10 protein-coding genes are annotated in these 13,455 nt (G+C 61.5%); 3 read left to right on the top strand and 7 right to left on the bottom strand.

The window, feature by feature from the left end; translation table 11 throughout:
* Positions 1-10 precede the first annotated feature (10 nt).
* From ON753_RS24705 to ON753_RS24675, 7 genes are all read right to left on the bottom strand, one after another.
* Entirely contained in the window at positions 11-877 is an 867-nt protein-coding gene (locus tag ON753_RS24705) for a carbohydrate ABC transporter permease (RefSeq protein WP_265966512.1), read from the bottom strand.
* Positions 874-1,965, bottom strand: coding sequence for an ABC transporter ATP-binding protein (locus ON753_RS24700; RefSeq protein ID WP_265966510.1), 1,092 nt, complete (start codon positions 1,963-1,965; stop codon positions 874-876). Before ON753_RS24700 ends, ON753_RS24705 begins: the two co-directional genes overlap by 4 nt.
* Before the next feature lie 12 nt (positions 1,966-1,977).
* Positions 1,978-3,042 carry an ABC transporter ATP-binding protein gene (locus tag ON753_RS24695; protein WP_265966508.1) on the bottom strand — a complete coding sequence of 355 codons (1,065 nt, stop codon included), beginning with the start codon at positions 3,040-3,042 and terminating at the stop codon, positions 1,978-1,980.
* 127 nt (positions 3,043-3,169) lie between these two features.
* Entirely contained in the window at positions 3,170-4,909 is a 1,740-nt protein-coding gene (locus tag ON753_RS24690; RefSeq protein ID WP_265966507.1) for an ABC transporter substrate-binding protein, read from the bottom strand.
* 412 nt (positions 4,910-5,321) lie between these two features.
* Entirely contained in the window at positions 5,322-6,458 is a 1,137-nt protein-coding gene (locus ON753_RS24685; protein ID WP_265966505.1) for an ABC transporter substrate-binding protein, read from the bottom strand.
* Positions 6,459-6,666: 208 nt separating this feature from the next.
* Positions 6,667-7,521, bottom strand: coding sequence for a tryptophan 2,3-dioxygenase (kynA, locus tag ON753_RS24680; RefSeq protein ID WP_265966503.1), 855 nt, complete (start codon positions 7,519-7,521; stop codon positions 6,667-6,669).
* Positions 7,522-7,637: 116 nt separating this feature from the next.
* Positions 7,638-8,729, bottom strand: coding sequence for an ABC transporter substrate-binding protein (locus tag ON753_RS24675; RefSeq protein ID WP_265966501.1), 1,092 nt, complete (start codon positions 8,727-8,729; stop codon positions 7,638-7,640).
* A gap of 342 nt (positions 8,730-9,071) precedes the next feature.
* Here ON753_RS24675 and ON753_RS24670 point away from each other — a divergent pair, with 342 nt between their 5' ends.
* The 3 genes from ON753_RS24670 to ON753_RS24660 all read left to right on the top strand — a co-directional run bounded on the left by ON753_RS24670 (position 9,072) and on the right by ON753_RS24660 (position 13,444).
* Positions 9,072-9,491 carry a hypothetical protein gene (locus tag ON753_RS24670; RefSeq protein WP_265966499.1) on the top strand — a complete coding sequence of 140 codons (420 nt, stop codon included), beginning with the start codon at positions 9,072-9,074 and terminating at the stop codon, positions 9,489-9,491.
* Positions 9,492-9,498: 7 nt separating this feature from the next.
* Entirely contained in the window at positions 9,499-9,996 is a 498-nt protein-coding gene (locus ON753_RS24665) for a type 2 periplasmic-binding domain-containing protein (protein WP_265966496.1), read from the top strand.
* A gap of 115 nt (positions 9,997-10,111) precedes the next feature.
* A complete protein-coding gene (locus ON753_RS24660; RefSeq protein ID WP_265966494.1) occupies positions 10,112-13,444 on the top strand; it encodes a transglutaminase family protein in 3,333 nt (1,110 codons plus the stop codon).
* The last annotated feature ends 11 nt before the right edge of the window (positions 13,445-13,455 follow it).

Raw genomic sequence — 13,455 nt, 5'->3', positions numbered from 1 at the left:
GTTCTCCTCCTCAGGTTTTCTTGTCGTTCATCGTCATCAGCGTGTAGAACAGCCAGGAGGCCAGCAGCGTGATGGCGAAGTAGACGAGGGACATGGCAGCTGCCGGGCCGAGGTCGAACTGACCGAGAGCAATCTTCACCAGGTCGATGGACAGGAGCGTGGTGGAGTTGCCCGGTCCGCCACCGGTCAGAACGAACGGCTCGGTATAGATGTTGAAGCTGTCCATGAAGCGCAGAAGGATCGCGATGGTCAGCACCGTTTTCATCTTCGGCAGCTGAATGTAGCGGAAGATCGCCCAGTTGGACGCCCCGTCGATTTCCGCGGCCTGGTAATAGGCGTTCGGGATCGACACGAGACCCGCATAGGCAAGCAGCACCACCAGCGACGTCCAGTGCCAGACATCCATGACGATGATCGTCACCCAGGCGGCAACCGGGTCCTGGGTCATGTCGTAGGAAATGCCCAGGGTGTGGTTCATGAAATAGCCGAGCAGCCCGATATCCGGCAGGGTGAAGATGTTCCACATGGCGCCGACCACGTTCCACGGGATCAGCATCGGCAGGGCCATGGTCACCAGGCAGACAGGCACCCAGAAGCCCTTCCTCGGCATGGCGAGCGCAATCGCGACGCCGAGAGGCACTTCGATGGCAAGGATCGTGAGCGTGAAGAACAACTGCCGCCCGAGTGCGGCGTGGAAGCGGCTTGAGCGCAGGATCTGCTCGAACCAACCCAGTCCTTCCCAGAAGAACAGGTTGTCGCCGAAGGTTTCCTGGACCGAATAGTTCACCACGGTCATCATGGGGATGAGTGCGTTGAACGCCACCAGGAGCAGCACCGGCAGGACGAACAGCCAGGCGCGTTGGTTTACCGTTTTCATCGGGCTCCTCCCTCGGGCGAGCTTGCCAGCCATCCGTCCTTGTAGAGCCGGGTCTGGGATCGGTTGAATTCAAGCGTCACGGCATCGCCGGCGTCGGGCGCCTCCCCGTCCATGATCGCGTGGATGCGGCTGTCATGGGCGATGGCCTCGACCACCTTGTGACGGCCGATATCCGCCACCTTGCGGATATGGGCGGCAATGCCCTCGCCGGTTTTGGAAACGGAGACGAATTCCGGCCGGATGCCGATTTCGGCCATGCCGTCGCCGGCGCCGCTCACCGGTCCTTCCAGGGCGATCCGTTCGCCGCCGAAGAAGGCGGCCCCGCCCCTGACCTCGCAAGGCAGCACGTTCATGCCCGGCGAGCCGATGAAATGGCCGACGAATGTGTGCGCGGGCCGCTCGAACAGGTCCACCGGCGTGCCGATCTGAACGACCTCGCCATCCTGCATCACCACCACCTGATCGGCGAAGGTGAGCGCTTCGGTCTGGTCATGGGTCACGTAGATCATGGTCGCCTTGACCCGCTGGTGCAGTTCCTTCAGCTTCGAGCGCAGCTTCCATTTGAGGTGCGGGTCGATCACGGTCAGCGGTTCGTCGAACATGACGACGTTCACGTCCTCGCGCACCAGCCCGCGGCCCATGGAAATCTTCTGCTTGTTGTCCGGAGACAGGTTCGCCGCTCGCGTCGTGAGCATGGTGGTGACTTCCAGCATCTCGGCGATTGCGGTGACGCGGCGTTTGACGGTCTCCTCGTCCCGGCCGCGGTTGCGCAGCGGGAAGGCCAGATTGTCGTAGACCGTCATCGTGTCGTAGATGACCGGAAACTGGAACACCTGCGCGATGTTGCGCCTTGCCGGCGGCAGCGCGGTCACGTCCTGGTCGTCGAAGAGCACCTTGCCTTCGGACGGAATGAGCAGGCCCGAGATGATGTTGAGCAGCGTGGACTTGCCGCAACCGGAAGGCCCGAGAAGCGCATAGGCGCCGCCGTCTTCCCAGGTCAGGTCGATTTTCTTCAGCGCATAGTCAGCGTCGCCCGCAGGGCTGGAGCTGTAGCTGTGACGCAGATTGGAGAGTTTGATTTGAGCCATGAAGTCCTCTCCCTAAGCCACAAGCTGGCCGTCGGGCGCAAAGAAGAAGCAATGGCGCGGGTCCAGGTAGAACGAGTGGACTTCGCCGACAAGATAGGGATGCACGCCGGGTGCCAGGGACACCCAGGCCTGGCCGTCCATATCGAAATGGGCGCTGCTTTCCGAGCCGCTGAGTTCCGTCACCAGGACACGGCCTGAAAGCCTGACCGGATGCTCCGGCGTCTCAATCGGCATCACATGGTGCGGCCGGATCGCCAGCGTGTAGGTACCGTCGGACAGGCTTGCCGCGGCCCCCGAGACGGTCCAGCGCGTGGTCTCGCTCAGGATGACCGTATCGCCCTTTTTCGTGACCGGCGCGACATTGATCGGCGGATTGGAAAAGACCTTGGCCGCCTCCAGATCCTTCGGCTTGCGGAAGATCTCGGCCGTCGGACCGAACTGGACGACATTGCCGTCGCTCATCAGGGCCGTCTGGCCGCCGAGCAGAAGCGCTTCTTCCGGCTCCGAGGTCGCATAGACGACGACCGCGCCGCGGCCGGCGAAGAGCTCCGGAAGCTGGTCGCGCATTTCCTCGCGCAGCTTGTAGTCCAGGTTCGCCAGCGGCTCGTCCAGGAAGACGGCATCGCTTTCCTTCACGATGGCGCGCGCCAGAGCGGTGCGCTGCTGCTGTCCGCCGGAAAGCTCGTGCGGCTTGCGGTAAAGATAGGGGTTCAGCCTGAGGAGGCGGGCCGCCTCTTCCACCCGTCCTTCGATCTCCGACTTTGCAACGCCCGCCACTTTCAGCGGCGAGGCGATATTGTCGAACACCGACATATGCGGATAGTTGACGAAAAACTGGTGCACCAGGCTGATGTTGCGCTTTTGCGCCGACAGGCCGGAAACGTCCTTGCCGTTGAGGATGACCTGCCCGGACGCCAGACTGTCCAGTCCGGCCATCAGCTTGATCAGCGAGGTCTTGCCCGAGCCCGTCTCCCCGAGGAGAACGTTAAAGTGGCCGGTATGCAGGGTCAGGCTCGTGTTCTTGATGTGGGTGACACCCCGCACACGCTTGCTGACATTCTTGAGTTCTAGAGACATGTATGCTCGCCCGCGTCCGGACTGGGCCTGGAGGCGAAACCTCGGTTTCGCGGCCTGTCACATTCGGATCGGTGATGGACCGGGGACAAGCCCCGGTCCGGATGTTGGGTTAAAGCGACGTTCCGGCTTATTTTTCCGCCCAGCGGGCAACCAGTTCGTCGTAGTTCACGGTCTGGCCCTGAGGCTTCTCGTTTTCGAGCTTGGCCTTGGGAGCACCCGGCTGGGACAGCCAGTATTCCGGATCCTTCGGCTCGTTGAGCCTCGGACCGCAACCGCCGTAAACGTTGGCACGCTCGTCAGCCTGCTGCATGCGGGCCATGACGATGTCCATTTCTTCCGCCAGACGGTCCATGGCTTCCTGCGGCGTGAACGCACCGGAGTTGACGTCACCGATCTGCTGCCACCAGATCTGGGCCAGCTTCGGATAGTCCGGAACGTTGATGCCGGTCGGGGACCAGGCCACACGGTCAGGAGACCGGTAGAACTCGACCAGACCGCCGAGACGCGGAGCGCGTTCGGAGAAGGATTCGTGGCGAACGGTGCTGTCGCGAATGAAGGTGAGACCGACATGGCTCTTCTTCACGTCAACAGTCTTGGAAACCACGAACTGGGCATAGAGCCAGGCCGCTTTCGCGCGGTCTTCCGGGGTGGACTTCAGGATGGTCCAGGATCCCACATCCTGGTAACCGACCTTCTGGCCTTCTTCCCAGTAAGGGCCGTGCGGACTCGGCGCCATGCGCCACAGCGGCGTGCCTTCCTCGTCCACCGTGTTGTTGCCTTCCGAACGCGGCTTCACCATGTCCGCGGTGAAGGCGGTGTACCAGAAGATCTGCTGGGCAACGTTACCCTGGCTGAGCGCCGGCAGGGACTGATAGAAGTCGAAGCTCGCAGCACCCGGAGGGGCATAGTTGCGCAGCCACTCGTCCCATTTGCGGATGGCGTAAACCGCTGCCGGGCCATTGGCGGCACCACCACGGGAGACGGATGCACCCACCGGGTTACAGGTCCCCTCCTCCATGCGGATGCCCCACTCGTCGACCGGGATGCCGTTCGGCTCGCCCTTGTCACCGGCACCGGCCATGGAAAGCCAGGCGTCGGTCATGCGCCAGCCGAGATCCGGTGCGCGCTTGCCGTAGTCCATGTGGCCAAAGATCTGGACGCCATCGACTTCCTTGACGTCGTTGGTGAAGAATTCGGCGATGTCTTCATAAGCGGACCAGTTGACCGGTACGCCGAGTTCATAGCCGTATTTCTCCTTGAAGGCCGTCTTCAGGTCTTCCCGGTCGAACCAGTCCTTGCGGAACCAGTAGAGGTTCGCGAACTGCTGGTCGGGAAGCTGATAGAGATCCCCGTCCGGACCGGTGGTGAACTGGGTGCCCATGAAGTCTTCGAGGTCCAGATCCGGATTGGTCACATCCTTGCCCGGGCCGGCCATCCAATCGGTCAGATTGTAGGCGAGCTGAAGGCGGGAATGGGTGCCGATCAGGTCGGAGTCGTTGACATAGGCGTCATAGAGGTTCCGGCCGGTCTGCATCTGGGTCTGGACGGCCTGGACGACTTCGCCCTCGCCGAGGATCTGGTGATTGACCTTGATCCCTGTGATTTCCTCGAACGCCTTGGTCAGCACTTCCGACTCATACGAGTGCGTCGGAATGCCTTCGGACAGGACGTTGATTTCCAGGCCCTGGAACGGTTCGGCCGCCTCGATGAACCACTTCATCTCGGCAAGCTGGCCGTCTTTCGACAGAACGGATGGCTGGAATTCTTGGTCGATCCACTTCTGTGCCGCTGCTTCGTCGGCAAAAGCGGACCCTGCTCCCGCAAGTACAGCACCAGCTGCAACTGCGGAGAGTAGATACTTACGCATCTGCATCTCCTCCCGTGAGATAGTATGAGCCGTGTTTATCCGGCTACACATACTTGGACACAGCGTTGCCACGTTGTCAAACTAAATTTTTAGTAGGTTTTCCTGCCAACTCAAAATCAGATTAAACTATTGATTTAAAAAACATTATCGCGGCAATCATTCAACCGGACGGTGGACCGCCCTCCCGATTTGATCGCGTCAGCGCTGCTGACTGTGGCAGAAATTAGACCATGAATGTATCAGAAAAGGAGTTTCGAGTCTTTCATTTTTTATCGGCCGGGCCTTCCACCAAGGTTCGTTTGCAGCGCAAAACGAAAGTGATGAGCAGACTTGGGGTGGCGCCGGAGCGGTTTGGAGGGCCATGTGCCCTGCAGGCCGGGTGCGGCGATGAGGCCGCACCCGGCAGAGCCAACTACATCTCGCACTCGGCTGCATAGGCATCTGCATGATCGGTGAGTGCGGTGCCGATGATCTTGTTGGTGTAGACGTCACCCTCCTTGATCACTTCGCGGACATAGATGTCCTGGATCGGATGGTGGTTCGGACCGAACCTGAAATTGCCGCGGGTCGACTTGAAGTCGGCCTCTTCCAGCGCCGCCCGGAAGGCGTCCGCGTCGTTCACGTCCGCCTTCGCCATGGCGGAGAGCAGCAGGTTGGCGGTGTCGAAGCCCTGCGACGCATAGAGCGACGGCAGGCGGCCGTATTCGGCCTGGAAGCTTTCGACAAAGGCCTTGTTGGTTTCGTTGTCGATGTCCTTGCTCCACTGGCTGGTGTTCTTCACCCCGAGCGCCGCATCGCCGACCGCCTGCAGGATGCCCTGGTCGAAGGAGAAGGCCGGGCCGACCACCGGAAGGTCGATGCCGCTGTCGGCATATTGCTTCAGGAAGGAAATCCCCATGCCGCCGGGCAGGAAGAAGAACACGCTGTCGGCGCCAGAGGCCCGGATCTGGGCAAGTTCGGCGGCATAGTCGGTCTGGCCGAGCTTGGTGTAGATCTCGCCGGCAAGTTCGCCGTCGTAGAAGCGCTTGTAACCGGTCAGGGCGTCCTGGCCCGCCGGGTAGTTCGGCGCCAGGATGAAGCTCTTCTCGAAGCCCGCCTCCTTGGCATAGGCGCCGGCCGCCTCATGCAGGTTGTCATTCTGCCAGGCGACGTTGAAATAGTCGGGATGGCAGCCCTTGCCGGCAAGCTGGGACGGACCGGCATTCGGCGACAGGTAGAACTTGCCCTGCGCGGTGACCGAAGGAATGACGGCCATGGCCAGGTTCGACCAGATGATGCCGGTCAGCACGTCGACCTTCTCCGCCTGCACCATCTTGTCGGCAAGCTGGACGGCGACATCGGGCTTGCGCTGATCGTCCTCGATGATCACCTCGATCTCTTTAATGCCCGATTGCTTCACCGCCAGCATGAAGCCGTCGCGCACGTCGATGCCGAGACCGGCGCCGCCGCCCGACAACGTCGTGATCATGCCGACCTTCACCGGCTCGGCGACCGCATTTGCGGACAGGATCGCCACCAGGCTTGCTGCTGCAGCAAGACTTTTCAACATTGGATTCTCCCCTCTTTTCAATCTCCCGGAGCATCCCCGCATTCAGGTGAATCCGGACAGGATGTTCCAAGTTTTCAGAACCGATCAGCCTGTCTGCCTGCACCTGCCGGCGCAGAAGCAAGGCCGATCCGCCAAGGCTTTCTGTTGAAGCCTTCAGGACACTCTATCGGCACATTCGCGGATGTGGAACCTGCATCTGGCCCGTACCCTAAAGCGCCGTTCTGACGTGCCACAGTTCGGGAAACAATTCGACCTCCAGCATGCGCTTCAGATAGGAGACGCCGCCGGTGCCGCCGGTGCCCCGCTTGAAACCGATCACGCGCTCGACCGTGGTCACGTGGTTGAAGCGCCAGCGGCGGAAATAGTCTTCCAGGTCCACCAGCTTCTCGCCGACTTCGTAAAGCGCCCAATGCGCGGCCGGATCGTGGTAGACCGTCTGCCACATTGCCATGATCTCGGGAATTTCCTGATGCGGCTCCGATGACGGCGAGGCCGTGACGGCGTCAGGCACGTCAAGGCCGCGCCGGCGGGCAAGGGACAGCACCGCCTGATAGAGACTTGGCCGGTCAAGCTCTTCGCGAAGGCGCCGAACGCTCTCCGGATCGTGTTCGTGCGGTTTGACCATCGCCAGGTTCCGATTGCCGAGCGCAAATTCGATCAGGCGGTATTGCAGGGACTGAAAGCCCGACGACATGCCGAGATCATCCCGGAACTGGGTATAGTCGCTGGGGGTCATCGTGCGCAGCACGTCCCAGGCGGAATTGAGCTGCTCCATGATCCGGCTCACCCGGGCAAGCAGCTTCATTGCCTGAGGCAGGTGATCGTCCGCGATTGCCTGCCGCGCCGCGTTCAATTCGTGCAGCATGAGTTTCATCCAGAGCTCGGAGGTCTGGTGCTGGATGATGAATAGCAGTTCGTCGGGAGCACTGGACAAGGGGTTCTGTGCCGACAGGATCTGCGGCAGCCCCAGGTAATCGCCGTAGGACATCTTGTCCGAAAACGCTATTTCCGCGCCTTCCGTTTCCGGATCATAGGCGCCGTCAGGCTTGTTCTTGTCCGTCATAAGTCTCTCCCAACCGGCATTCAATGGCTCCGCCAGCCATCTATAACGCTGTGGAGACCGGGTTGGGTAGGAGAGATTTCAGCATGTTAGGGTGGAGTCAATCCTGGCCGGGGGCTTCAGCTCGCCGCCGCGGCAAGAATCGCTTCCGAGGAGAAGTCGTAGTGGCTGCGCCCGGAGACGCTCTTGCAGAACCGGCTGAAATCGATCCTGTCCCAGTCCCCGTCTCCCAGACGCCCGATATAGAGGTCGACGTTTTCGCCGGTGATCGGAGACATCTTAAAGAGCACGTTGACGAAGAACTCGCCCTCGATTTCCCGGAAGAAGTGGTCGCGCAGCATGACGATGGACCAGGCCCCGGCAAAGAAGTGCCCGCCATGGGTCATGGTCATCTCGCCGTTCCGCACGGCCTCCATGCCGCGCGACGACCAGTTGAGCCCGGCGAACAGGATATCCTGCCCCGGGGTCAGGCCGGCCTCCCTGGCAGCTTTCAGCGCACCCAGGGCGATGTCGTCATTGGCACCCCAGACGACGTCCACTTCGGTCCGTTTGAACACGCTCGCCGCGCGCTGGTAGCCGATCTCTTCGTTCCACTCCGCAGGGATCGCGTGGAGCAGCTTCACGTCGTAATTGTCGGCAACTGCCCGCTGCATCCCCAGTTCCCTTTGAAGACCGGCGGGCGTGGTCGTGTCGCCCGTCAGCGCAAGCAATCGTATCTCCTCGTCGTCCGGATTGAGCTGCCGTGCACGGTCAAAAAGAGACTGGGCCATGTCGTAGCCGGCGATCTCATTGTCCGGAATGATCGACGCAACGATGTTGTCCATCGTGATATTCCGACGCTCGAGCATCATCATCTGCTTCGCGGTGAGCTTGTTCAACAAAAAGAAGATCTTGCTGGGCTTGCCGTCGAGCAGTTGAAGCAGCCGCGCGGCCGCCTGATTTTCGTTCACGAGAATGAAGTAGTCCGGAAGATCGCCCTGATCCAGGCGCTGCTGGAGCAGAGCCTCCATACGGTAGAGCTGCCGGTCCGCGTAGAGGATCTCCAGTTCCACGTCAAGATCGGCGGCGGCGGCGGCCATGGTTTTGGAGACCTCGCCCCAGAACCCGCTTTCGCCGCCCGGATTGATAAAGGTCACGCGGAAATCGGCGGCGTGGACGGCGCCTGCAAACATCCAGAAACACCAGACCAAAAGCAATCGTAAGACCATCATCTTCCTGTTCCACGGCTTCCAGGTCGCCGTGCATTCGACCGGGAACACGAGTTGGCCCGGGAGTGCGGCGCGCCGACCGCCGAGTTGTATGCACGAAGCGGTCCAGTATAGCCGCACCTTTTTCCTGCCCCATCGGCGGAAAGCAGTTGTGCACCATAAATCTCTTATACCTGCCCCAGCGCGGCATGAACAGCATTCAAAGCCAGACCAAAGAAGTAAATACAACCGCTACGTGCGCTGAGGTTTTAGTAAATATCTAAATACTACAACAAAAAAGATTGACTAAATACGCGAAAGAAGAACAATTCAACTCCATCAGACGTCTCACTACTCGTATTATTTGTGCCGGACACCGAAATGCATACGTTAAGTCGAAACGCAATATTGGCACTTTCCTTAATACTTGCGTTTGTCGGCCCGTCGCAAGCCGCTCCGGAGAATGCACCGGTCATCACGCTCAAGCCTTACGGCAATGGGGACGACCGCTATCGTTATGTTGAAATCCTGCTGGCAAAATCGCTGGAAAAGGCCGGCGTTCCGGCCAAGGTCGTGCACGCACAAGCGGAGTATTCGCGGGACCGCGTGCTGCAGGAGCTGATCACGGGCCGGAACATTCATGTCGTCGCCGAAGCTCCGAAACCGGGCTGGGAAGAGAAGCTGATCCCGATCCGCATCCCCATCCGAAAGGGCATTCAGGGCTACAGGTTGTTCCTGATCAATCAGCAGGATCAGGCCGCCCTCGCAAAAGTCGATCTCGCTTGAGGACCTCATGGCTTTTCCAACCGGATCGGGAGCCCAGTGGTCGACACGGCGTGTAATGGAGGACGCTGGTTTCAATGTTGTCGTCAGCCATGACTACGACATGCTCTTCCGGATGCTCAAGCTGCGGCGCTTCATCACATTCGGGAGGGGCATAAACGAGGCTTTCAATGAGCAGGCCAGCTTCTCAAGCCAGAACGAGAACCTCGTTGTCGAACAATCCATATGCCTGTTCATTCCGCTTCCGACGTACTTCTTTGTCAGTCCGGCGCATCCCGAGCTCGCACGGCAGATCGAAACCGGACTGAAACGGATGATAGCGGACGGCTCGTTCGACGAGCACTTTCTTGCCTATCACCGCACCGACATTGCGCGCGCCCGTCTGGCCGACCGGAAGATCTTCACGCTGGTCAACACCAACCTGGGGCGGGAGACGCCACTTCAGGAGCGCTCTTACTGGTTCGACCCGGCCACATTTTCCGACCCCGACGGTGACGACGGCAGATGACGCGGAACGGGCGGCCGGCGGTTTTCGCGTGTCGGGAGAAAGACGTGGTACGGGCTGCCGTTTTGTGAAAGCCTAGGGGCCGCAATTCCGTGCCGTCGCAGATCAGGGTCTCTTGATGTCCATTCGTGCCAGCATTTATCACCTGACCCACTACAAATACGACCGACCGGTCACGTTGAGCCCTCAGATTATCCGGCTCCGCCCGGCGCCGCACAGCCGCACCCGCGTTCTGTCCCACTCGCTGAAGGTTTCCCCCAAAGGGCATTTCGTCAATCACCAGCAGGACCCTTACGGCAACTGGCTGGCCCGGTTCGTCTTTCCCGAGCCGGTTCGCGAATTCAAGATCGAAGTGGACATTGTCGCCGACATGTCCGTCTACAATCCCTTCGACTTCTTCGTGGAGGAAAGCGCCGAGGACTGGCCGTTCGACTATCCGGAGGAGCTGCGGGAGGACTTGCAGATCTACCGGCGCACGGACCCTGCCGGTCCCCGCCTGAAGGCATTTCTCGACAGGGTGCCGCGGGAGAAACAGCGGACGATCGATTTCATCGTCGGGCTCAACGCCAGTGTTGCGCGCGAAGTCGGCTACGTCATCCGGCTGGAACCGGGTGTGCAGACACCTGAGGAGACCTTCGAAAAGGGAACCGGCTCCTGTCGCGATTCCAGCTGGCTGCTTGTCCAGGCCCTGCGCCACCTCGGCTTCGCCGCCCGTTTCGTCTCCGGATATCTCATCCAGCTGAAACCGGACGTGGAGGCCCTGGACGGCCCTTCGGGAACCGACCATGACTTCACCGACCTGCACGCCTGGGCGGAGGTCTACCTGCCCGGAGCCGGCTGGATCGGCCTTGATCCGACCTCCGGCCTGTTGACCGGGGAAAGCCACATTCCCCTCGCCGCGACACCCCACTATTCGAACGCGGCTCCGATCGTCGGCATGGCGAGCGACGCGAATGTCGACTTTTCGTTCGACATGAAAGTCAGCCGGGTGGCCGAGCATCCGCGCATCACCAAGCCTTTTTCCGAGGAAGCCTGGACGGCGCTCAACACGCTGGGGGACGAGGTCGACCGGATCCTGGTTCAGGAGGATGTCCGCCTGACCATGGGCGGCGAGCCAACCTTCGTCTCGATCGACGATTTCGAATCCGACGAGTGGAACACAGAGGCGGTCGGCCCGACAAAGCGCGAGAAGGCGGATATCCTGATCCGCCGCCTGCGCAAACGTTTCGCTCCCGGCGGGTTCCTCCACTACGGTCAGGGCAAGTGGTATCCGGGCGAAACCCTGCCCCGCTGGACGTTTTCGCTCTACTGGCGCCGCGACGAGAAACCGATCTGGCACGAACCGGACCTGATCGCCGAAGAAGGCCGGGAAACCGGGGCCGACGCGGAGAAGTCGGCCACCCTGCTGCAGAAGATTGCCGATCGGCTGGACATCGATCCGGACTATGTGGTTCCCGCCTATGAGGATCCGGCCGTCTGGCTGGTCAAGGAAGCCAATCTGCCCGAGAACGTCACGCCCGAGAATTCCAGGCTCGAGGATGCGGAGGCGCGCCATCGCATCGCCCGTGTCTTCGACCGCGGCCTCACGACCCCCTCGGGCCATATCCTTCCCATCCAGCGGTGGCAATCGAAGGCCACCGGCCCGCGCTGGCGCTCCGAACGATGGGAACTGCGCCGCAATGCGCTGTTCCTGGTTCCCGGCGACAGTCCGGTGGGATACCGCCTCCCCCTTGAGTCGCTCCCCTACGTGCCTCCGGCGCAATATCCCTTTGTCAACATTGCCGATCCGACAGTGCCTCGCGGCCCCTTGCCGGAGTTCCCCGTCGGACCGGTCCCGGAACGCCCACAGGACGTTGCCCGCTTCACTGCCAGCGGCGATCAGCAGGACAGACGCGAGCAGACGTTGCCGGAAGGAGAAATCGGCGACACCACCGTCAGAACCGCCTTGTCCGTAGAGCCCCGCGACGGACGCCTGTGCGTGTTCATGCCGCCGGTGGAAGCCCTCGAGGACTATCTGGAACTGATCGCCGCGGCGGAAACCGCTGCAGCGGATCTCGGCCTGCCCGTCCATATCGAAGGCTATCCGCCGCCGCCCGACCCGCGCATGAACGTCATCCGCGTCGCCCCGGATCCGGGTGTGATCGAGGTCAACGTGCATCCGGCCGAAAGCTGGAAGGACTGTGTCGCGATCACCGAAGGCGTTTATGAGGAGGCCCGCCAGACCAGGCTCGGCGCCGACAAGTTCATGATCGACGGCAAACACACCGGCACCGGCGGCGGCAATCACGTGGTTGTCGGCGGAGCCACGCCGCTCGACAGCCCGTTCCTGCGCCGGCCCGACCTTCTGCGCAGCCTCATCCTCCACTGGCAGCGGCATCCGAGCCTCTCGTATCTTTTCTCCGGCCTGTTCATCGGCCCCACATCCCAGGCGCCGCGCGTCGACGAGGCACGGCATGACGGCCTCTACGAACTGGAAGTCGCCCTTTCGCAGATCCATCGGCCCAACGAGGGGCCCGCGCCCTTCCCCTGGCTGCTCGACCGGCTGCTGCGCAACCTCCTGGTGGATGTGACGGGCAATACGCACCGCGCCGAGATCTGTGTCGACAAGCTCTATTCCCCTGACGGCCCGACCGGTCGTCTCGGTCTTGTCGAGTTCCGCGGCTTTGAAATGCCGCCCGACCCGCGCATGAGCCTTTCGCAGCAACTTCTCCTGAGGGCCCTGATTGCCCGGCTCTGGCAGCATCCCCTTTCCGGCAACCTCACGCGCTGGGGCACGGCGCTTCACGATCGTTTCATGCTGCCGCACTACGTGTGGACCGATTTCCTCGACGTGCTGCGGGATCTGGAGCACCATGGCTTTGCCATGCGCCCGGAATGGTTCGAGGCCCAGGCCGAGTTCCGCTTCCCGTTCTGCGGCGAGGTCGAGGTGGAGGGCGTGCACCTGGAACTGCGGCAGGCACTTGAACCCTGGCACGTGCTGGGCGAAACCGGCGCCATCGGCGGCACGGTCCGCTACACGGACAGTTCCACCGAACGGCTGCAGGTCAAGCTCTCCACCAGCGATCCGGAACGCTACATCGTCACCTGCAACCGCCGCATGATGCCGCTGCGGAAAACCGAAGCCAACGGCGTTTCCGTTGCCGGCGTCCGCTACAAGGCCTGGCAGCCCGCCATGGCGCTCCATCCGGTCCATCCGGTTGACGCGCCGCTGACCTTCGATATCTTCGACCGTTGGAGCGGACGGGCGCTCGGCGGCTGCGTCTATCACGTGGCCCATCCCGGCGGCCGCAGCTACGAAACATTTCCGGTCAACGGCAACGAGGCGGAGGCGCGCAGGCTTGCCCGGTTCGAACCGCACGGACACACCCCGGGCCTCTATGTCCCGGACGTGGAACTCCCGCATCCGGAATTCCCATTGACCCTGGACCTCAGGCGCCCGAAAAACATCTGAGGACCTTCGGC

The organism is Roseibium salinum (assembly GCF_026240905.1).
Lineage (GTDB): Bacteria > Pseudomonadota > Alphaproteobacteria > Rhizobiales > Stappiaceae > Roseibium > Roseibium salinum.
The sequence above is the reverse complement of the archived record's forward strand: the minus strand, read 5'-3'. Positions and strand labels throughout refer to the sequence as shown.